This window comes from Blautia caccae (assembly GCF_040095955.1).
In the GTDB taxonomy this organism is placed as follows: domain Bacteria; phylum Bacillota; class Clostridia; order Lachnospirales; family Lachnospiraceae; genus Blautia; species Blautia celeris.
The window spans coordinates 230,584-252,126 of sequence record NZ_JBBMFP010000005.1 but is presented as its reverse complement, the minus strand read 5'-3'; the positions used below and the strand labels follow the sequence as shown (position 1 = coordinate 252,126).

Annotated in this window: 13 protein-coding genes and 1 riboswitch; all 13 genes read right to left on the bottom strand. The window is 49.2% G+C overall.

Features of this window, described 5'->3' with window-relative positions; genetic code table 11:
* Nucleotides 1-131 precede the first annotated feature (131 nt).
* The 13 genes from WMO65_RS07810 to WMO65_RS07750 all read right to left on the bottom strand — a co-directional run bounded on the left by WMO65_RS07810 (nucleotide 132) and on the right by WMO65_RS07750 (nucleotide 21,542).
* Nucleotides 132-1,598: a hypothetical protein gene (locus tag WMO65_RS07810; RefSeq protein ID WP_187370617.1), complete on the bottom strand. Its 1,467-nt coding sequence runs from the start codon at nucleotides 1,596-1,598 to the stop codon at nucleotides 132-134.
* Nucleotides 1,595-7,147 carry a fibronectin type III domain-containing protein gene (locus WMO65_RS07805; RefSeq protein WP_243128830.1) on the bottom strand — a complete coding sequence of 1,851 codons (5,553 nt, stop codon included), beginning with the start codon at nucleotides 7,145-7,147 and terminating at the stop codon, nucleotides 1,595-1,597. The genes WMO65_RS07810 and WMO65_RS07805 overlap by 4 nt, the downstream gene beginning before the upstream one ends.
* A gap of 106 nt (nucleotides 7,148-7,253) precedes the next feature.
* Nucleotides 7,254-7,331, bottom strand: a riboswitch (cyclic di-GMP riboswitch).
* Between the two features lie 90 nt (nucleotides 7,332-7,421).
* A complete protein-coding gene (gene mobB, locus WMO65_RS07800; RefSeq protein ID WP_052099694.1) occupies nucleotides 7,422-8,552 on the bottom strand; it encodes a molybdopterin-guanine dinucleotide biosynthesis protein B in 1,131 nt (376 codons plus the stop codon).
* 3 nt (nucleotides 8,553-8,555) lie between these two features.
* Nucleotides 8,556-8,867 (bottom strand): hypothetical protein, encoded by a 312-nt coding sequence (locus tag WMO65_RS07795; protein ID WP_033143445.1) that lies wholly within the window; start codon nucleotides 8,865-8,867, stop codon nucleotides 8,556-8,558.
* Nucleotides 8,864-10,138 carry an NTP transferase domain-containing protein gene (locus WMO65_RS07790; RefSeq protein ID WP_148392913.1) on the bottom strand — a complete coding sequence of 425 codons (1,275 nt, stop codon included), beginning with the start codon at nucleotides 10,136-10,138 and terminating at the stop codon, nucleotides 8,864-8,866. The genes WMO65_RS07795 and WMO65_RS07790 overlap by 4 nt, the downstream gene beginning before the upstream one ends.
* A 3-nt stretch (nucleotides 10,139-10,141) precedes the next feature.
* On the bottom strand, nucleotides 10,142-11,377 hold the full coding sequence (locus tag WMO65_RS07785; protein WP_033143446.1) for a molybdopterin molybdotransferase MoeA: 1,236 nt from the start codon (nucleotides 11,375-11,377) through the stop codon (nucleotides 10,142-10,144).
* A 172-nt stretch (nucleotides 11,378-11,549) separates the two neighbouring features.
* Nucleotides 11,550-14,246 (bottom strand): formate dehydrogenase subunit alpha, encoded by a 2,697-nt coding sequence (fdhF, locus tag WMO65_RS07780; protein ID WP_033143447.1) that lies wholly within the window; start codon nucleotides 14,244-14,246, stop codon nucleotides 11,550-11,552.
* An 11-nt stretch (nucleotides 14,247-14,257) separates the two neighbouring features.
* On the bottom strand, nucleotides 14,258-16,138 hold the full coding sequence (locus WMO65_RS07775; RefSeq protein ID WP_148392915.1) for an NADH-ubiquinone oxidoreductase-F iron-sulfur binding region domain-containing protein: 1,881 nt from the start codon (nucleotides 16,136-16,138) through the stop codon (nucleotides 14,258-14,260).
* The gene (locus tag WMO65_RS07770; RefSeq protein WP_033143449.1) at nucleotides 16,135-16,614 is read right to left on the bottom strand and encodes a complex I 24 kDa subunit family protein; all 480 of its coding nucleotides are present in this window, start codon (nucleotides 16,612-16,614) and stop codon (nucleotides 16,135-16,137) included. The genes WMO65_RS07775 and WMO65_RS07770 overlap by 4 nt, the downstream gene beginning before the upstream one ends.
* A 115-nt stretch (nucleotides 16,615-16,729) precedes the next feature.
* Nucleotides 16,730-17,902, bottom strand: coding sequence for a PP2C family protein-serine/threonine phosphatase (locus tag WMO65_RS07765; protein WP_033143450.1), 1,173 nt, complete (start codon nucleotides 17,900-17,902; stop codon nucleotides 16,730-16,732).
* Entirely contained in the window at nucleotides 17,899-19,626 is a 1,728-nt protein-coding gene (locus WMO65_RS07760; RefSeq protein WP_187370618.1) for a [Fe-Fe] hydrogenase large subunit C-terminal domain-containing protein, read from the bottom strand. Before WMO65_RS07760 ends, WMO65_RS07765 begins: the two co-directional genes overlap by 4 nt.
* Nucleotides 19,627-19,887: 261 nt before the next feature.
* Nucleotides 19,888-20,481, bottom strand: a complete 594-nt coding sequence (locus WMO65_RS07755) for a TVP38/TMEM64 family protein (RefSeq protein ID WP_148392917.1) — start codon at nucleotides 20,479-20,481, stop codon at nucleotides 19,888-19,890.
* On the bottom strand, nucleotides 20,451-21,542 hold the full coding sequence (locus tag WMO65_RS07750) for a glycosyltransferase family 4 protein (protein ID WP_033143453.1): 1,092 nt from the start codon (nucleotides 21,540-21,542) through the stop codon (nucleotides 20,451-20,453). The genes WMO65_RS07755 and WMO65_RS07750 overlap by 31 nt, the downstream gene beginning before the upstream one ends.
* Between the last annotated feature and the right edge of the window lies 1 nt (nucleotide 21,543).

Sequence of the window (21,543 nt, the reverse complement as noted above, 5' to 3'; positions counted from 1 at the left end):
TATATATATCGTTTATTGTATATACTCATTATACACATTAGATACACACCTGTCAACACCTATCCTAAAAAAAATTTCCGCACGCAAAAACAGCATCGGCCCAGGAATTGATATGCCGATGCTGTTTTTTCTTAAATATTCTTTTTTCTGCTCCTCCGGCTAATAATCATGACTGCCGCAGAGAGTCCTGCCAGCAGGATCATTGCTTCCACTGGGGAGGAATCTCCTGTTTTAGCTGTTTTGGCTGCTGTCTTTGCTGCCGGTTTCGCAGGTGTCTTTTTCGTGTTATCCGTTTTATCCACAATCACTGCAGGGAACTGCTCACTTTTGCGGATCTGCTTTGTGGTGAGAACATAGGTGGAGCAGTGTTTTATCTGCACTGTCACATATCCGTTCACAACCTTAATATTCTTCTGTACCGGTTCCATTGCATTCTTCTCGGTATTGTAATAATACAGGTAAAGATTCTGTCCATCTTTAAAACTGCTGCCTGCATAAATTTCAATTTCAGCCAGTCCCGGAAGCTCTCCTTCATGGGCAAATTCCAGATATAAATTCTCTGATCCCTTGGCCATAAGGCTGCCGGCCTTTTTATTTTCTTTCTCTTGGGCAATGGTAAAATCCATGGCAATATCCGGATCTGCAATTCCCGTTCCGGTAAATTTCCAGGAATACAAAAGCCTGTTGTCCTCTTCTGCCATAACGGTGAGGGTTCTTTCTGTCCCTTTCAGGCTTTTGAACACGGTCTTCTGCTGTTCCCCGGTTAAACCGTTTCCGTCTTTGCTCTTGTAGATCAGGCTTGTAACACTGGTATCCGCCAGACCTTTTTCCAGTTCCTCGTATGTGAAAGCTGTGCATATTCCATCTGGATAATCTGGGTTATTCGGGTTGTCTGGATTGTCCGGGTTATTCGGGTTGTCCGGATCTGGATTGTCTGGGTTGTCTGGATTGTCTGGGTTATCCGGATTATCCGGATCTGGATTGTCCGGGTTATCTGGATTATCCGGGTTGTCCGGATCTGGATTATCTGGGTTGTCTGGATTGTCCGGGTTATCCGGGTTGTCTGGGTAATCCGGGTTGTCCGGTACTTTTTCCCCTACTGCCCATTCATAAGATATCCCCTGCAGCACTCCCTCATCCACATATCTCATCTGATGGCTCTGGTCCACAAACGTTATGCTCTCAGGCATTACAAAAGCCCGGAACATTTCATTGCTGGGAGTCCCTGAAATTGTACCGATTGTCACATCCCGGGCCTGTTCAAACAAAGCGCCTGATGATGACAGATAAATGTCCAGAATACCGTTTTCATAAATAGCCTCCCGGATTCTGCAATCATTCTGTAAATCCTCTGAGAAAGCAAACCGGACATCACGGATACTCCCGCTTTCCGTCTCCTTTATCTGCATCTGAATCCTGAGTGTTGTTGCGTGGTTCTTTATCATATCTGCATTGGGGTACAGAGCCAGCTCCACCTGGCTCGTATCCTTCTGCTGCATTTTGATCATTGTATCATCCTGCTCTGCGGCGCGCACGGGTATATAAGTCACGAACAGGGCCAAAATCAGGACCATACATAAGCTCTTCATTCTTTTCATCCGTTCCCCTCCTCATGATTGTCCTTCAAATGAATGGGCGGCAGCGGGTCAGGCACTTCCATAGGCAGTGTATCACTCACAAGACGCTCCCCTTCATTTGTATGCGCATCGTCCACTCTGTATAATTCCGCTCTGACACTTGTCACACCGGATGGAATCTGATCCGGTTCCATATAGTAGATCCAGGTACCGGAGGAGACCTCACCTAATTCCCCTTCTGCCGGAACCTCTGCAAAGATCAACTGGGAACCATCCAGGATATTTCCATTCTGATCATACAGTTTTACCACATTATAGGAAGGATTTCCTTTATATTCCCCTGTAAAGATCAGGGAACCTGCCGGTATTCTGCCGCCCTCAGCATCATAGCTGTAATCTTCATCCAGGATGCCGATTCCCTTATCCAGCAGCTCTACATTGTCTCCCGTAGGTCCTAAAATATCTATCTCTGACAGGGAGACCGCACTCTGGCCCTTGATTTTCAGCTTCAGATAAGCCGCGTCGTAGGTATACAGCCAGGAATCCCCCTCTTTGTTAAAATAGGAAACAGCCGTATCCCGTGAATAGGACAGTGTTCCTGTTTTTACAGGGGTCCACTGGTTTCCGTCCTGGCTTACATAGGCTTCAAATTTCCTGACTGCTGTTTTATCGTCAGCGGCTGTCACCTTAAAGGCAGCGGCCTGAAGGGTTCTGCCGAAGCTGATGACGATCTCCGGGTTTTTTGCCTCTCCGGTATATACATCTGCATAGTCATTGTTACAAATACTGCTGATTCCGGAAATGGTGATTCCTTCCGGATCTTCCTCATTTCCTTCCTCCTGACGGTCGCTTGATGAGGTCATGTTTGTAGTTATCTTCCATCCATCCTTCGCCACACTTCCGTCATTGGAAATCTTCACAGAGTCTATGGCAGCCCTCTCTGTCTGCTGCAGCAGCTTGTCATATCCCACTGCCTCATAAGTAAACACTCTGTTGTTCATGGACGCAATGGTATCCGTAAATGTCACGGTACCGTCTTTCGCCTCCACAAACCCGATGACCTGGCCGTTTCTGTATATTTCATATCCCAGCATGGAGTTCTGGTCAGCCGCATTATTGGAAAGCGTGATCGTAACCTGGTTGGAATTCGGAACATATGAAAGATCCGCACTTACTGCAGTCTGTGCTGCCGTGCTTTCTCCGCCCTCAATACGGTATGCTCTTGCCTCATCTGAAATATAGCTGATCCTTCTTGTCTCCTCCTCAAACTGTGATGCGTACGCCATAGTATCTGAATCCGGCGTCATACCCCACTGCTCAAAGAATGCAAGCAGGTTCTTTTCCGCTGCCGCACAGGAAAGACGCATCAGAGTGTTGTCCACATCTTTTGGAATTGTGAGAGCGACACCTCCGGGCGCCGGCGCAATGGCCGTATTTCTGGCGTATGCATCCACTCTTGCAAAGAACAGATTATTAAACTGCTCCTCATAGTTATCATAAGTCCTGAAATTATATCCCTCATCATAGGCCAGATGGAGCTGCCAATACATGGCAAGGCTTGTAAATACGCTCTCTGCGCGGCCCTTTGTCCCTGAAGTGACCTTTTTATATACATCTGCATATTGATAACGGACAGAATCATTCGTCTCCTTGGCCTGTGCCAGAATGGAGTAATAGTTGTTGGTTATTTCCGCAATGGCATAGGATGGCTGATTGATGATATGGCCAATCTCATGGGCGATTCCCCAGCCAAATAGCTGTCCGCTCACATATCTGCCGTTGTCACTCTGTACCGGTACACTGTTTGCCAGTCCTGCTGCGCTGCCCCACTCGATACCGATATGGAGCCCGCCGGCATACATAAATGCCCCTGAAAACATTCTCATGTAACGGATATTCAGACGGCTGGATGGCAGATTGTTCTTGCCGCCGTACCGGGCTGCCAGTGTCTTGTCACCATTATAATCGCCAAGTCCTTTGTGCTGGTAAAACAGTGTCACCATCTGTTCCATGGCCTGACAGGATTCGTATAATACTTCTGTCTGGTTGTCCAGGCTGTTTTCTTTTCCCTGGTTTTTCAGCTTGTTGTTGATACCGTTTAAGATCTGTTCCGCGGATACGGAATACATCATCTGATGCAGTACAATGTCCGTTGCTCCCAAAATGCAGTTCTTTTTGTCATAGCTGTAGTCACAGCCGCTTTCCTTATTCCCCTCATGAAACTTTTTGTGAAGATCCGAAATTTCCGGAACATATGCATTTAATTTCTCCACATACGCCCTGACCGCTTCTTTTGCTTCCGCCTCATCTGCCGCGTTTGAAATGTCAAGCTTTGGTATCTCCTGCCCTCCGCTTACACGCACGCTCATATTCAACGCGTCATTATTTCCTGTAAATTCCACATACAAACTGCCCCCGTGTTCTGCACTCAGACTTCCAATCTGGGGAATGGTAACTTCATTTTTTCCGTTTTTCAGATTCTGGACCACAACCTTGCTCCAGTTTCCTGATTCCGCGTGATACTGTGTGGCGATGAGATTCAGGTTCGTGTTGGCCCCCAGTTCCGCGTCATCTCTGCCCACATACACAACCAGTTCTTCTCCGGCGTGAGCACTGATGCCGAGAGGCTGCCACGCGTTCAGGCCGCCGGAAAAGCCCAGGGCGCCGTCCTTTTTCTTTGTCACGGCTGTGTCCACTTTCATTACTCTGCGGGCATTTTTATCGTTGAGAAGTTCTTTCGCGTAGGCCAGATCCGACAGCAGCCGATCCCGCTTCGGATGATAATCACCTGTCGCCTCATCCGGAGTATCTGCCCTTTTCTCCAGCTCTTCGATGGTCTTTAAGGTCACATCCTCCCGCAGCTCCAAATGCATGGTATCCGCAAACAGTCCGTCGACCTCTTTTTCCAGACTGTCATAATAATAAAACTTCATCTCTGCTATGGAGATTCTTCCGTCTGCAGGTGCCCAAGCCATGGCAAAGTTTATCTGTATCCGATTTGTCTTAAATGGCTGGGAATACTGAAATTCATAATATACTTTGCCGTTCACACTCTTCTTCTGTGTAAAATGGCCGTCTATCATTTTCTCATTGCCGTCTTCATCCCAATATTTTGTCTTGGCATATCCATATGTATACTGCTGCTTCTCATCCGGTACTACCACCAGCCTGTCCATCTCATAGCTCTGATCAAAGGTAATGACAGGAGAAGGCTTTCCGGCATTGTATCCGCCTGCATCCCAGGATGCCAGACTCCAGGAGGTGGTATAATCATTGTCTGCCACTGCTGCATCTGTCTCCGGTTTTGAGGAGGGATATTCAATGGATTTAATATGCGCGGTCAGTCCTCCGCCCTCCTTTGGCGTATTGATCAGCCTGTAATTGGAAGTGACTGCCGGATTGATATCCGTTGTCTCTCCTGCGTATATTTTTGACTTGCCGCTGGTTCCCATTTCATTTGTTCCCGTAAGGCATATCTCATAGGTTGTGCCGTCTTTTAAGTCTGTAAGCTGATATTTGTTCTGTTTGATATTCTCTTTCTTTTCAAATTCTTCTGTGCCCTGCTCCCTGTAGTAGAGGGTGTAGAAATCTGTGTCCTCCATCATCTTCCAGGTGATGTCCAGTTTTCTGTATCCTCCGGAAATGTTCACATTCTCCGGAGCGTCAGGCGCCTTTGAGGGCTTGGGTACCACGGTCACCGGCTCTGAATAGGCACTGCTCCAGTCGCCGTTCACTGAACGTACCAGAACTGTGTACTCCTCATTGTTTTTCATCTTCTCTGTGCCAAAGCTTGTGATAAGGATACTGTTCTCAGCGGTTGGATATACTTTGCTCTTCCCGTCCTTTTTCACCATAACTTCATAGCCGGCTACATTTGTCTGCGCGTTCCAGGTCACTGTGAATTTCTTATCGCCCGGCTCTGTACTTACATTGTCGGGAATATTCATCACGGGGGCAGGAATCCTGTCCTCCATTCCGTTTAAAAATTCCACCCTGGAGATATCTGCCAGACTGCTTCCTCCGGCATCTGTCACCTTGATGACTACCTTCTTGATCGCAACCTGTTTTCCCAGATTGATGATTATGGTACCGTCCGGTTCCATGACCGCCTGTGCCGCTGTGAGGGCAAACATGGACACTCCGCTTATGGGAACCTCCATGGTCTGCCGCTGCCCGTTTTCATCATCGTATTCCACGGTCACGGACCCTGCCCGGATGATATTGGCGGAATCTCTCGGCGGTGTCAGAACCAGCGCGCCTGCTGTTATATCGGAACGTTTTTCCAGATCAAGCTGCAGTTCCACCGGATTTTCCTCTGATATCTCCCCGCCGTCTGCAGGCTCCAGGGAAACGCTTCCCCCGTCGCCCAAAATACTCTCAATACTGCCATCCGACACCCGGGTGGACGCTCCCACATCTGCTGTGATTTCATCCATCAGATAACTTCTTGACACATAAGCTTCCGTTTTCTCAAATCCGTAGCTGTATGAAAGCCACTGCAGATCCACAAGGTCAACACTCTGATCCTGATTCAGATCATAGATACTGTCCGTACTTTCCTGATGAACTGCCAAGACCAATCCCGATTTGTCCTGCTCATCAATCACGCCGTCCCTGTTCACGTCACCGTATCCCATAACACCGGGATGTTTTTCCATATCAGAAAAATCCATTCCTGTATAGACATCCAGAAACTGCATCTTCTGCTCCATGGCCTGTATCTCCACATCCTGGTCATACGAGGCAAAGCTGTCTCCGCTTATACTGAGATGGTACTGCCCGGGTTCCAAATCTGTAAAAGATGCCTCCGCCTTTTTAGAAACGCCCTCACCCTCCTGCATGGAAAAGGATGCTGTAAGCTGCCGGCCGCCACCTGTTAAAACTGCCTGCAGTCCTCTGTTCAGCGCTTCCGGGGCACTGTATGGGAGTGTGTAAAGCAGGCTTAGATGCAGCCGGCCTTTCTGTACCACCGCTCCGGTCTCAGAGAGCAGTGCTCCTTCTCCTTTCTGCGCATCCGGATCACCTGCCATCTGTTCTCCTGCAGCCCCTTCTTTTCCGGACGCTTCCGTCTGTTCCTCTGCGGTCCCTGCTTTTCCGGACTCTTCCGTCTGTTTCTCTGCGGTCCCTGCTTTTCCGGACTCTCCCGTCTGTTCCTCTGCGGTCTCTTTTTTCCCGGATTCTCCTGCCAGTATCCCTGTAGTATCCTCTTTCCCGGATTCTCCCGACAGTATTCCTGTAGTACCTTCTTTTCCGGATTCTCCCATCTGTTCCTCTGCAGCCTCTGCGTTCTTTGGCGCTCCCGCCTGTTCACCCTGCATTTTCATCTGGCCCTCAGGCACTTCTGCAGGTTGCTGCAGGCTCCTGTTCCTCAGCGTTTCCGCCTGCCATCCGGGCGTCTCGCTCTGCTTCCCGGCATCCATCTTCTGGCTGCTGTCCACATCCACGGATGCTGCCTGCGCACCGGATTTAAAAGACTCCACATCCTGCCCCTGAATAGCGGCAGATGCAGTAGTCCCCGGTGTCTGCAGGAGCATACCGGATACAAGAAGCCAGGCGCATAACTTTTTCATTTTCAATTTTTATTCTCCTTCCCCTTTCAGGGCCAAAAAAAACGATACCCAGGGATATCGTTTTTCTTAAAGACAACAGACGGACAGAATATCCCTGTCCATCACTGTCTGCAGCCCGGCTATCCCTCCCTTGGGACCCGTGGCTTTGCGTCACTGCCTTACGACAGTTTTGCCCCTTTATTTTTTTTATATTTCCGTTTTCTGACTCTGTTCATGTATTAAACAGGATCACTATATTAAGAATATCAATTTTGACAATTTTAGTCAAGTCTTTTCATTCCATATTTTTGATTTTTTTACAGATTTCTTCCAGAAGACCGTCTCTGTTCTTTTCTGTAACTTCAATCACTTCCACGTCGGGGCGTTCTGCCACTGCCTGTGTAAACGCACCTGTATTCTTCTGCAGGACACCGATGACAAGACTCTGGGTATCCAGACAGGAGAACAATGCTTCCTGAAAGGCGGGGGCATCTGCCTCAGCCTTTCCGAGTTCATCTATCACGGCTGTTTTTTCAGGCATTTCCTTCACCTTTTTCATCACGGCTGCGCCCAGTGTCTCAAAGGTTTCCGGTATGGATATCTTCTTTCCCTTACCGGCCCGTATTAGGATCGGACTGTCATTTTCGTATTCTCCCACAGGTACCAGGCTGTGCAGGTAAAATCCCTTCTGGACACCGCCGATCTCATAGGGCAGTGTTCTGTAACCCACCGGCTCTGTTCCCAGTTCTTCCACAATACGGTTTAAAAGTGTGCTCTTGCCAGCCCCTTTTTCCCCTGTCAGGAAGATATGTTTTCTATGTGCTTCTGAGGGATGGGCCGTGAGTTTTTTCTTTCCGGCCAGCTTTTTCTCTGCCTTATGGCAGCCACACTGGCAAAAAGCCGCTGCCTTTTGGAGCATGGGACGCTTTTTTAAAGGAAATTCCGCATCCGGAAGTGTTTCCAGCAGATCTGCCAGAGCGGATATCTCTTCCACAGAGTGATAGACTCTGAACTCCCCATAGGTTTTTTTATCCCCGGCAAGTCTCCCTGCTATGGCAATCGTCTCCTCTGTCAAACGTTCCGAAACCTCCGCATCCTTATGTGCACAGATGATTCTGGGCACACAAAGTTCATACTCTCCTTCCAGTATGAGGTAATCCACAGGCAGTTTCTCATAGAAATCCCCGCTTACGTCCGCCGGAAGTAAAATATCGGTCTCTTTTTTCCCTTTTACACAGACAAGATCAGCGCCCGCCTCCCTGTGTCTCCACGTATTACTGTCAGAAGTGTCCAGGGTAAATTCGGGACAGAACACACTCTTTACGGTTCCCACCCGGTATCCCCGTTTTTTCAGTTCTTTGATGAGTCCGGTAACCGTTGTGGTCTTGCCGGACTTTCTCACACCTACGATCGTACAGATTTTCAACTGTCACCCTCCCTGCTCACTCTCTATTTCTGTTATATGTTTACACCAGCGCCTTCGGTGTGTATCCTTTGGAATCACGAGACGGTATGTCTCTCCATCCTGCGCAAGGTATACATCCCCCGCGAGGATTTCTTCACCGGAAACAAGCGTATCCCTGCCGTCCCAGCTCACAAACTCCACGAGGCTGTCCGCAGTCACACTGCCCAGTACCTCACTCACCGAAAAAGCCTGATAGGAATATTCAGCTCCGTCAGCACACTTCCCCTTGAGTTTCACAGGGGTCATGCCTTCAAACAAACCATCTTCTATCTTCATATATGCTCACCCCAGACTGCCAGCATATCCTCTATGTTATAGGAGTACACGCCATTGGAACACGGATTCTCCCCATGGTTCCCTCCGTCACCGGTCTCATGCACGCCATGATCGCTGATCAACAGGATCTCTCCCTTAAAAATCCCGGAGAGCGCTTCTATATATCCGTCTGTCTCTTTTAATTTTTCCATACACGCAGAGCTAAAGGGGCCGTCTGCATGGGCCGCATCATCAATCTCATGAAAATGGGCAAAAATAAATTCTTTTTCCTCCGAAGCCGCTTTGCACGCATCCCGGTAAATCCAATAATCGCAGCCTTTTCCCTTTGCCGCAGCATGAAGCCTGGGCAGAAGTTCTGTCTTCAAAATCCTGGTATCCCCCTCTAAAAATGCTGTATTTTCCCCACTCCTGCCGGCAAACAGGGTGGGGACCAGAACTTCCCTGTCCTTTCTGGAGTGTATCCCGTGCACATACGGCAGTTCCCCTGTTATCATGGTAGCCATAGCCGGATTCGTCACCGGCGGCTCCACAGTCCTCACAGGGAGCACGGAAAAATTGCGGCTGATAAAAGGCACACTGCCATTGTCCGCCGCATTTTTGTACATACGGTAACCCAATCCGTCCAGGTAACAGACCATTACCTTTCCGTGTGTCAGTTTTTCCCTGACACGGGGCGCAAATTCCTGCAGCTTTCTGCCGTAATGAAAACAGAGCTGTTCATATTCTTCAGGCGTATTTACATTTGCAATGACCGCCTCTCCGAATCCCAGCTCCTCCAAATCCAGATACCGTGTATTGACCCGCTGAAACAAAAGTCCGGGCTTGTGCTCCCGGTTTCTGCGCATATGCTCCACAACAGGCAGAATCCTTTTTGCATACACACTGCACAGCGGCTGAGGCCTGCCCTCTCTTCTGAGCACCAGGCAGTCCTCCTCACCGGTAATGTTTGACACCAGAGCCTTTAAAAATTCCCGGCTTATCATGGGCATGTCTGTGGCAAGCATCACCGCATACGGTGCATCCATCTGCTTTAATACCTGATAAATGCCCTCCAGCGGTCCGTATTCTTTTTCCTCATCCTCCACCAGTGTACAGGACAGATCCCGGTATTTTTCCCTGTCATCCACTGAGACATAGATTTCAGGGAAATCCCGGCAGGCATCTATAAGCGTATGCAGAAAGGTGTCACCGTTCCATGTAAGGGAAGCCTTGTTTTTTCCCATTCTGCTGCTCTTTCCTCCTGCCAGAATCCCTGCTGCTGTCTTCACCATATCCTAATCCTCCCCCAGATAAAGGGCATCAATGGTGCTGCCCGGCAAAAGTGCGTCCGAGCCTTTTGGAATCATGCCGATGAGATTACAGCCGCCCCAGGGGCTGACCATACCGTTTGCCTGATTCTTCCTGGTGTTTAAGCACACTCTTCCCTGATGGAATTCCAGAATACCGGGGATGATCCTTCCTCCCGGGCTTTTCTTTGGAAATCCCTCCGGCAGACATACCGGAATACTGGGCACTTTGTATTCTTTTTTACCGCACATTTTACGGAATGCGGGAAGCCCCAGCAAAAATAAAGCTGCCGCCGCTGCAGAAGGATTGCCGGAAAGGCCCAATAAAAGCCTGCCGTCCTTTACCGCTGCCAGAGTTGCCATTCCCGGCTTCATTCTCACCTGCCAGAAGAGCACCTCTGCTCCGATTCCCTCCATAGAGGAAAGGGCCAGGTCATAATCCCCCACAGATGCGCCTCCGGTTGTTATGACACAGTCCGCATCGGCCAGACACGCGGTGAGCGCATCCTTGATGGCGTCCTCGTCATCTCTGACAATTCCGTAGATATCTGCTGTGATTCCCCACTGCCGCAGAAACCCCTGCAGCATGTAGGCACTGCTGTTTCTTATTTTACCGGGTTTCAGCTCCTCCGACACGGGCAGAAGCTCATCCCCTGTGCTGATGATCCTGACTCTGGGTTTTTTGAAGACTTCCACCTCTCCATACCCGAGACCTGCAAGCAGTCCCACGGACGCAGGGCTTAAATGTCCGCCCTCCTCCATGACGACCTCTCCTGTCTTTACATCTTCCCCTGCTTTTACGATGTTGCTCCCCGAAGCAATGGGTGAAAAGAAACACACTTCCTTATCAGTAAAGGAAGTGTCTTCATATTTCACCACAGCATCGGCCCCCTGAGGGATAGGCGCTCCGGTCAGTATTTTTACTGCCTCCATAGGCCCTACCGCTTTTTCGGGCGCATGTCCCGCCGGTACCTCCTCAATAATTTTTAAAGTCACCGGCGTATCATGTCCCGCATCTGCAACATCCGCAGAGCGGATGGCATAACCGTCATAGGGGGAGCGGTCAAAGGGCGGAATATTTTCTTTGGCCAGTATCCGGCAGGCCAAAATCCTGCCGTAAGCCTGATCGATCTCCACCTTTTCCTTCCCCATTCTCTCTGTATGGGAGAGAAGCAGGTCTATGCCTTCCTGTATTTCAATTCTCTTTGGATAGTTTTGTGCCATATCTGTTGTCTCCGTTATACTTGTTACGACTCAGCCAGCTAAATCGTTACAGGTATTCGCCCATTAAAAATCGCTTTGCGATGGGGCGAATACCTGCTGTCACGTTACTATTCTTATACACGGTCAGCGCGGTAAATGCGCAGACCTGGCTGAACAGTTACAAAATCATTACTTATGCTTTTTCAATTTTTATCGCACATACCTTGTATTCCGGTATTCTTGCGTATTTGTCCAGTGCTGCATTGGTCAGCCAGTTTGCATTTCCATCCGGGAAGTGGAATGGCATCCAGGATTCGCCCTGGGAAACCTTGCGTCCTACTCTTGCGGTGGATTCAATCTGACCACGTCTGGAGGATACTTTTACCTTGTCACCGTTTTTGATACCCAGTGCCTCGGCATCCTTGTAGTTCATCTCTATATAGGAGGTACCCTGGATTTCCATAAGTCCCGGTGTTCTTCCGGTCATGGCCCTTGTTGTATAGTGATACAGCATACGGCCGGTCATCATGATGATCGGATATTCCTCATCCGGAAGCTCTGCGGACGGAACGTACTCTGCAGGATAGAACATGGCAAGTCCTCTTGAGAATTTGCCCACATGCAGAATCGGGGTTCCCGGGTGATCCTTGGTCGGGCACGGCCACTGCAGAGTTTCACCTGCGTCAAGCCTTGCATGGCTGATGCCGCCGTAGCTTGGTGTTACGGACGCGATCTCATCCATGATCTCAGCGGAGGTCAGATGCGGCTGCGGATAGCCCATACGGTTCATCAGGTCAATGATGATATCTGTATCCAGTCTCATATCCCCGTCCAGCTTCACAGCAGGGCGTACTCTCTGCACACGGCGTTCCGTGTTGGTAAAGGTACCCTCTTTTTCCGCGTAGCTGACACCCGGAAGGATAACATCCGCATACTGTGCGGTCTCTGTCATGAACAGCTCCTGGATCACAAAGAAGTCCAGATTTTCCAGTGCTTTGATAATGTGATGGGTATCCGGGTCTGTGACAATGGGGTCTTCACCGTAAATGTACAGGCCTTTTACCTTGCCTTCGATAGCTGCCGGGAATACTTCTGTGGAGTGCAGACCATTGTTGGGATTCAGCTTCACGCCCCAGGCTTTCTCGAATTTCTCACGTACTTCCGGATTCTCCACTTTCTGGTATCCCGGGTAATCCTTCGGGCCGGCACCCATATCACAGGCACCCTGTACGTTGTTCTGTCCGCGGATCGGGTTAACGCCGCAGCCCTCGCGTCCCAGCTTGCCTACCAGCAGAGCCATATTGGACATGGACATAACGCCCTCTGTACCGGTGGAATGCTCGGTAACGCCCAGACAGTAGATGATCGGCGCTTTGTCTGCTTTTGCATACATGATGGCAGCTTTTCTCAAATCATCCGGGTCAATGTGGCAGATCTCCGCAACTTTTTCCGGTGTGTAATCTTTTACGATCTCTTTGATCTTCTCATAGCCTTCGGTTCTCTCTTCGATGAACTTCATATCCTGAAGTCCTTCTTCAATGATCACATGCATAATGCCGTTGGCAAACGCAACGTTGGTACCCGGTCTTAATTTCAGATGAATGTCTGCTTTCTTGGACAGATCTATATCACGTGGGTCAACCACGATCAGTTTGCAGCCTCTCTGTACCGCCTGGCGGATCTGCATGCCAATAACAGGATGCGCTTCCTCCGGGTTGGAGCCTACCATCATGATCAGGTCCGGTTTCTGGGTGATGTCTGCAATGGGGTTGGTCATAGCGCCTGAACCAAGGGTCATGGCAAGACCTGCAACGGATGCGGAATGGCATACACGTGCACAGTTATCTGTATTATTGGTTCCAAAGCAGGTTCTCACCATCTTCTGAACCATGTAAATGTCCTCATTCGGGGAACGGGAACATGCAAAACCTGCCAGGGATTCAGAACCATACTGTTTCTTGATCTCCATAAATTTGGAAGCCACCAGATCCAGTGCCTCGTCCCAGCTTGCGCGCTCAAATTCACCGGTCTCTTTGTTCTTGATGAGCGGATATTTCACCCTGTCTGCAGAGTGTACAAAATCAAAGGAACCGCTGCGTCCTTTTACACAGAGCAGATTTTTGTTGGCCGGACCGTTGGCCGGCTCCACATCCACGATCTTATTGTCTTTGACTACCAGATAGAACTGGCATCCGGTACCACAGTGCGGACAGGTAGTCAGGACTTTCTTGTCGATCTGCCACGGACGGAAGGATTTTCTTCTCTTGGAGGAAAGTGCTCCGGTAGGACATGCCTCCACACAGTTTCCGCAGGACTCACAGGTACTCTTTCTGATAGGCACGCCGAAAGGTGTTCCGACGGAGGACTCAAATCCTCTCTCCATGGTGTCAATGGCACCACGGCCTACCACCTTATTACAAGTATTCACGCATCTGTGGCAGAGAATACACAGGTTCGGATCATAGGTAAAGAACGGGTTGGAGTCATCCACCGGGAACTCGGTCATCTCGCCCTCGTATGTGGTTCTCTCCACGCCGTATTCCACGCAGTAGTCCTGCAGCTTACATCTGCCGTTCTGTGCACAGGAGAAGCAGTCTGTCTTGTGATTGGACAAAAGCAGGTTCAGGATGGTCTTTCTGGCATCCACTACCTTCTCGCTCATGGTCTCGATCACATCGCCCTCGCTTACATGGCAGGAACATGCGGTATCCATTTTCTTTCTTCCCCTGTTTTCGATCTCCACCATACACATACGGCAGGAGCCATCCGGAAGCAGGTCTTTGATATAACATAATGTAGGGATTTTCACACCGGCTTTCTCTGCAGCCTGTAAGATGGTAGTCCCCTTCTCAACTTCTACAGGAATTCCGTCTATCGTAACATGAATCATTCTCTCTCCTCCTATCTTACCTCGATTGCATCGAAACTGCAGTTTTCTATACATGCGCCGCATTTGATACATTTTGCGGTATCGATGGTATGCGGTTCTTTCTTCTCACCGGTGATAGCACCAACCGGACAATTTCTTGCACACTTGGTACATCCCTTACATTTTTCCGGATTGATATAATAGTTCCGAAGCGCTGTACAGGTATGGGAAGCACATTTCTTATCCACGATATGCTCCATATATTCATCACGGAACATACGAATAGTGCTCAGTACAGGAAGCGGTGCACTCTTTCCGAGGCCGCACAGAGACAGATCTTTTACACTCTTTGCGATCTCCTCCAATTTGTCAAGGTCTTCCACTTCCCCTTTGCCTGCTACGATCTTCTCAAGGATTTCCAGCATTCTCTTGGTACCGATACGGCAGGGAACACATTTTCCGCAGGATTCTCTCTGGGTAAAACTCATGAAAAATCTTGCCACTTCCACCATACAGGTGTCCGTATTCATAACAACAAGTCCGCCGGAGCCTACAATGGCACCGAACTTCTTAACAGAATCAAAATCAAGAGGCTCATCCAGATGCTGGGTAGTCAGACATCCGCCGGACGGTCCGCCGATCTGTACAGCCTTGAATTCAGAACCTTCCTGAAGACCGCCGCCGATCTCATAAATGATCTCACGCAGGGTAGTTCCCATGGGAACTTCGATCAGGCCTGTATTTTCAATGGAGCCTGTCAGGGAGAAGGTCTTGGTACCCGGGCTTCCCTCTGTTCCGATGGTGCGGAACCACTCATGGCCTTTCAGGATGATCTTCGGAACATTGGCATATGTCTCCACATTGTTCAGAACCGTGGGTTTTGCCCACAGACCATGGTCAACGGTTCTCGGCGGTTTGGTACGCGGGAATCCTCTGTTGCCCTCAATGGAGGCTGTCAGAGCGGAACCCTCGCCGCAGACAAAGGCACCGGCGCCTCTGTTAATATGCATATGGAATGCAAATCCTGTTCCCAGAATGTCATCTCCCAGAAGATTTCTCTCCTCCATAACTGCAATGGCGTGTTTCAGCCTTGCCACAGAGTTGGGGTACTCGGCACGCACATAGATATATCCCTCAGAGGAACCTACCGCGTATCCGGCGATCATCATACCCTCAATGAGCTTGAAGGGGTCACCTTCCATAACGGAGCCGTCCATGAATGCTCCCGGATCACCCTCGTCACCGTTGCAGACTACATAGCGCTCTTTTTCTTCCTGGGCAGCAACCTGTTTCCATTTCCTTCCGGTGGGGAATCCGCCGCCGCCTCTGCCGCGCAGGCCGGACTGGTCCACTTCCTCCACAACATCCTCGGGCTTCATGTCAAACAGCACTTTTTCCAGAGCTTTGAATCCGCCCGCTGCAATATATTCATCAATGGATTCCGCGTCAAATCTGCCGCAGTTTTCCAGAACCACACGCGTCTGTTTTGCAATGAACGGAATCTCATCCGGCTGTACATAGGTATTCTCCGCTTTCTTGTAGAGCAGTCTGTCCACAAGGCCGTCACCCATAACCGTATTGTCAAAGATTTCCTGACAGTCATCCGGCTGAACCTTTATGTACTGCACCACTTTGTCACCCTTCTGGATACGCACCAGAGGACCGAATTCACAGAAGCCCTGGCAGCCTGTCCTTTTGACACCCACGTGTTCTTTCTCGTCATGGGGAGCAAATTCAATGGTGACATTGGGGGTGTTCCCCACGATTTCTATCATCTTCTGATAGATCTTCTCGGAACCTGTGGCAATACATCCTGTACCGGAACAGACAAGGATCCTGCATCCGTAAGACTGCAGCTCCTCTACCGCCGCTTCCCTGCACTTGTCGAGTTCTGCTTTGTTTGAAATCATCATGCGCCTTCACCTCTCAATTCCTGCACTAACGCAACTACTTTTTCCGGTGACATCTTGGGATGCACTTCCTCATTGACCATCAGCGTGGGAGCCAGGCCGCATGCACCCAGACAGGATACGGTTTCCACAGTAAAGATCATATCATCGGTGGTGTGTTTCTTCTTGCTCAGTCCCAGCTCTTTGTAGAGTGCCTCCAGGATCGGCATGGATTTCCTCACATGACATGCCGTGCCGTCACATACTTTAATGACATATTTTCCCTTTGGCTCAAAAGAGAAATTCTCATAAAAAGTTGCAACGCTGTAAGCTTTTGCCTCTGTCACCCCGATCTGCTGTGCAGTGTAAGTGAGCAGTTCCCCCGGCAGATAGCGGTATTCACCCTGAATATCCTGCATGATCGGAATCAGGGATGACGGTTTCTTTCCGTACCGCCCAATGATTTCATCTGCCTTTTCGTAGTAAGATTGGTCTAACATATATTACCCTCCTATATATAATATATTACCTCTGATGCCTTGAAAGGCGGCCTGCACATTTTGTTCAGATGCAGAACCTTCCTTATCCGGTTCAACCTGGCAAGGTATCAAATGACTACCATATTTTCATCTTCACTTTTTTCCCCGCCTTCTCCAGACAATCTTTTAAATGGTAGGTAAGACGCAGTTTTTCTCCTGCGTCTATGTGAAGTTCTGTGTTCGCCGGGTTTCTGGCATTCCCGAAAAATATGCGGATGTCTGTGGAGTTTTCAAAGAGCTCCTCCAGAAGCCTTGCGGCTGCATCCTTTTTCCTGCCGAAACCAAGCACTGCCAGACCGTCTTTTAAATAGCGGTTGGCATATATATTCAAACGCCGGATGGTCAGAAGTCCCTCCGTGACCAGATCCACACCTTTCAGGGCAGACATGGCCGGCACCTCATCGCATCTGGTGTCATCAAGCGAAACTAATTCCTCACCCAGATGGTCTGCCACGAACTTAGCTGTGGTTCCGCCGCACACAATGTGCTTTCCGGGTGATGCAAAAAACAGTTTTAAAAATGCCTCATCTTTTTCCATCTGGCTGGGCGGCCCGATCATGAGATTCGTAACTGCCCTCTCACATAATTTAATCACCAGAACCGTGATATCATCATCTGTCTCATCTAAATTCAGGTCTACACAGGCACTGGCGATATGGGCTGCCAGCTGCTGGGCTGACATCTCTTTTTTGTATTTTTGTTCGCAGAAGCGGACTACATCCTCCCGCCCCCATCCTCCGTTGGTGGTCTTTCCCATACCGGCATTGGTAACGCCGTCTGACATGAGGATGAGCACGTCGTCTTTTTGCAGGGTAAGCTCTGCCTCCCGGATTTCCTTCTCCTTGATGCTGTGTGAGGTCTCCGGATATTCCACAGACCTTCCATCCCTCAGAAGAATGGCACCCGGATTATCATACTGGGCCAGATAGGCCTGTCTGCCGCTTATCTTCAGGGCAGTAAAGGTGGAGTAGGCCATGTTCCGCACGCGGCACACGGGAAGTGTCTTGGCAATGGCCTCCACGGCATCGTCCAGAGGAAGCTTTTTTATCATCATGGTGCAGAGCATTTTTGCTGTGAGCGTTGCCAGAATGTTGGCTTTTACCCCGCTGCCGAGGCCATCCGAGAGAACCAGTACCGTGTCGGAACCCCGTTCCTCTGTAATGTAAAAGTCTCCGCAGAGGGATTCTTTCTTTTTATTCAGACTGACATGTCCGAAATCCGCAAAGAGGTTGTCAAAATGTATCTTCATAGCCATCCCTCCGGATTGTCAGTCCCGGACTTTTCCTGTTCTGTGAGGATGGTCTCCTTCAGCTTCTCCACAGCCACCTTTGTGTCGGCTGCCGTCTCACCTAAAAGCTCTGCGATCTGATGAACGATGCGAAGCTGTTCGTCCGCCAGCTTATCCGCCATCTGTGCCGCCATGATCCTGGTACGGCGCACCTCCTGCTGCTGTGCCACCTCTTTTGTGACATTTTTCATAATGCAGATGATCAGTCCGTTACTCTTATCATACGTGAGAACACGCTCCAGATAGACCTTGTATTCCTCCACAAAAATCTTGTCCTGGGTAAATCCCTTACCGAATGCCAGCATATTTACAAAGGCGTAATCATCCATAAGCTTTGACACCGGCTGGCCGATAATGGCCTTTTTCCTTCGGATATCGAATAAATCCATGGCTGCCCTGTTGAGCTGCACCACTTCCAGATCTGTATTCACTGTCACCAGCATACCCGGCATGGAATTGATGATCTTGTTGGCATAGCTGGCCTCACGCTCCCGCATATAGGGAATACACATGGAAATCTCCGCCTTGTTCTGGAAAATAGCGATGGCCTTCTCCCTGCAGGTGTTATATCCGCAGGCACCGCAGTTTAATTCCTTCTGGTGGGTGGCCTTTCCCATCTTTTTCAGGATTTCCTGAAGCTCAGCCTCTGTGGGCTTTGGATGGCTGACCTCTTTTTCAATAAATTCCCGCTCCAGGTTCATACCTGCAGGGAGATTGAAATCTGCTTCATCATCGGGACAAAACGGGTCTTTCATGGAAGCTTTCATCACATCCATGGAACCTTTCAATCTGCGTATCTTATCCTTCTGGAAAGAGGGGCCTCCGATACAGCCGCCCTCGCAGATATTCAGCTCCAGAAAGCATTTATGTATCTTTCCCTCCCGCAGTTCCTCCAGAATCTGCATACAGTTTTCCACACCATCAATGCTCAGATAGGTATAATCTTCATTTTTTCTGATAATCCGTGTGATGCCGCCGCTCATGGCACGCATTCTGGAGAGCATAGGCTCCGGTTCCTCCTGTTCTGCGTCAACCGTGATACTGTTTTCCTCCATCCAGGCATCCAGTTCCTCGAAGGTTATGACATAGGCGGAATAATTGTTTTTCTCGGAGATTTCCGCAACGGGCGAGATGCACGGGCTTATATATACCGGAATGCAGTCCCTGTTTTTCTCTTTCAGATATTTGGCATGGGTCTGCATGGGGGATAACACCGGAAGCAGGTATTTTGCCAGCTCCGGATATTTGCTGCGCACAAGACGCACAACTGCGGGGCATACAGAGGTGATCATCACATCCATCTGCCCTTCCTGCAGAATCCGTTCATATTCTCTTCGCACCAGATACGTGCCTTCCGCAGCTTCTCTGGCATCCGTAAATCCCAGTTTCCGCAGTGACTCCCTGAGCACCGGAAAACTGCCCGGCCCGTATTTTGCAGTATAGGCTGGATTCACACTTGCCACAAGCTGATATCCCTCCGCGATCATCCGCTTCAAACTGGGCACATCGTTCTTCTCCGCTTTTGCGTGCTGGGGACAGATGATCGTGCACTTCTCACAGAGGATACAGTCATCCTGCATGATCTGCGCCTGATGGTCCCTGATCCGGATGGCCTTCACCGGACAATGGCGGACACATTTATAACAATTTTTACAGTCTACCGGTTTAAATTTGAGAATCCACATAGTTTCCTTTTCCGTCATTCCGCACTGTATTGTGCAGATTCGTCAATATTGCTTAGAATTACCTATTTCATTATACATGAATCATCGGATTTATACAATATTCATTCCACAATTTTTCTTTTTATTTGTAATTTTCCTACAATAAATGCTGTTCTATCCTGCACACTGTATATTTGTAGCTGCTCTGACTCTACATAATATACATAGAAAAACGCCCTCTCTGCAGCCGCTTGGGGCTTCACGAAGAGGACGCTGTACGCATCAGAACATCATTTTCAATACTTCCATAATACCGGTCAGTCCAAGGCTGTATAAAAGGATGGAGCCCGGTTTTCCCAAAAGGATGATGGCTGTGAATTTCTTCAGAGTCATTTTTGTTAAGCCCGCAATGTAGCACAGCAGGTCATCCGGTGCCACAGGGAGAAAGATCGCCACTGCAAATGCCTTGTTAAATCCGTTTCCCTTGCTCAGCCATCCGATGTATTTGTCGTAATTCTTCTCCCCTATGATATTCCGCACAAAAGGTCTGCCGTACTGTTTGGAGAGAAGAAATGCCAGTATGGAACCAATGCTGATTCCAATGTAATTATATACAAATCCCCACACAGGGCCGAAGATCAGCACCCCGCCCAGGCACCCTATGGCACCCGGAAGAATGGGAATCACTACCTGTACGATCTGAATCAGAACAAACAGGGCAGGAGCCCACACACCGCAGTTGTGAAGGAAAAGTTCCAGAGCATCCCTGGATACAAAGATCCGGTTCTGCACTCCATAGAAAATGAAAAATCCCATTCCGATCAGTCCCGCGATGGTGCACAGGTTCATGAGAACTGCTGTTCTTTTTGTCTCCATACGTTTCCTCCTCTCCGGCGGGCAGGGACGGTACGTTTTCCCTCTGCCGCTGTCTTCTCATAAAACTCTTTCCACATCTGCCCCACATGCTCCCTGCTGTAAAATTCATGTCCCGCAAAAGAGGCGTGGGCACTTCTCTGGTAAAAATCAGGATCTTCCCTGAGCTGTTTTAAGGTACTTACAAATGCATCCATACCGTCTCCCCTGAGCGCGTAATCAAAAAGGATCGGGTCATATATAGGCAGGTTCCGTACCAGGACCGGTACTGCGCAGTTCATGGATTCCAATATGGTCATGGGGAACAGTTCCTCATAGGAGGGAAGGAACATCACATCAGCCATGTTGTAGATCTCATTCATTTTCTCCCTGTCCACGATTCCCAAAAACCGTACGTTCGGGGGAAGGTGCTTCATCATTTTCCTGATCTCCTCGTAGCCGTCGGATATCCTTCCAAAGGAGAATCCGCCTGCCCAGACAAACATGCAGTCCGGCATTCTTTTCGCTGCCTCCACAAAATCAACCACACCTTTTCGTTTCTGGAGCTGGCCTACACACAGAACGGTAAATGCGTCTTTGCTGATGCGGTATTCCCTGCGGATACGCGCCCTCTCCTCACGGGGAAGGGGATAAAAATCCTCCTCTGACACTACGTTTGGAATATAGGTCACCCGTTCTTTTGGAATCCCGTAGTGTGCCAGACGCTCAATAAAATACGGATTGACTGTCACCAGCTTATCCATTCTTTTATAGAAGGAGAGCATATAGCGGTAGAAAATCTTCTTCATAAACCGGGGAAGATGGATGCTGTTCTCTACTGTCTCCGGAAGGAAATGTACATATCCCACGGTCTTTCCCTGTCTTTTTCTGTGTCCTATCCCCAGGTAAAATTCCGGGTTGATGGAATGGTAGTGGGTGATCTCACAGGATTCTTTTGCATTGTTCAGCACCTCAAACTGTCCCTTCAGAACCTGCGCCGCCAGCGCTACCTGCTCATCGTGAGCGGAAAGAACGCCCTGTCCTTTTACCATATCTGCCTTTGACATCATATTTATTTTCATCATA

What these genes read in the sequence shown, in the direction of transcription:
- WMO65_RS07810 (WP_187370617.1), bottom strand. Translation starts at nt 1,598, where the DNA reads ATGAAAAGAATGAAGAGCTTATGTATGGTCCTGATTTTGGCCCTGTTC.
- WMO65_RS07805 (WP_243128830.1), bottom strand. Translation starts at nt 7,147, where the DNA reads ATGAAAAAGTTATGCGCCTGGCTTCTTGTATCCGGTATGCTCCTGCAG.
- WMO65_RS07795 (WP_033143445.1), bottom strand. Translation starts at nt 8,867, where the DNA reads ATGAAGATAGAAGATGGTTTGTTTGAAGGCATGACCCCTGTGAAACTC.
- WMO65_RS07790 (WP_148392913.1), bottom strand. Translation starts at nt 10,138, where the DNA reads ATGGTGAAGACAGCAGCAGGGATTCTGGCAGGAGGAAAGAGCAGCAGA.
- WMO65_RS07785 (WP_033143446.1), bottom strand. Translation starts at nt 11,377, where the DNA reads ATGGCACAAAACTATCCAAAGAGAATTGAAATACAGGAAGGCATAGAC.
- fdhF (WP_033143447.1), bottom strand. Translation starts at nt 14,246, where the DNA reads ATGATTCATGTTACGATAGACGGAATTCCTGTAGAAGTTGAGAAGGGG.
- WMO65_RS07775 (WP_148392915.1), bottom strand. Translation starts at nt 16,138, where the DNA reads ATGATGATTTCAAACAAAGCAGAACTCGACAAGTGCAGGGAAGCGGCG.
- WMO65_RS07770 (WP_033143449.1), bottom strand. Translation starts at nt 16,614, where the DNA reads ATGTTAGACCAATCTTACTACGAAAAGGCAGATGAAATCATTGGGCGG.
- WMO65_RS07765 (WP_033143450.1), bottom strand. Translation starts at nt 17,902, where the DNA reads ATGAAGATACATTTTGACAACCTCTTTGCGGATTTCGGACATGTCAGT.
- WMO65_RS07760 (WP_187370618.1), bottom strand. Translation starts at nt 19,626, where the DNA reads ATGTGGATTCTCAAATTTAAACCGGTAGACTGTAAAAATTGTTATAAA.
- WMO65_RS07755 (WP_148392917.1), bottom strand. Translation starts at nt 20,481, where the DNA reads ATGGAGACAAAAAGAACAGCAGTTCTCATGAACCTGTGCACCATCGCG.
- WMO65_RS07750 (WP_033143453.1), bottom strand. Translation starts at nt 21,542, where the DNA reads ATGATGAAAATAAATATGATGTCAAAGGCAGATATGGTAAAAGGACAG.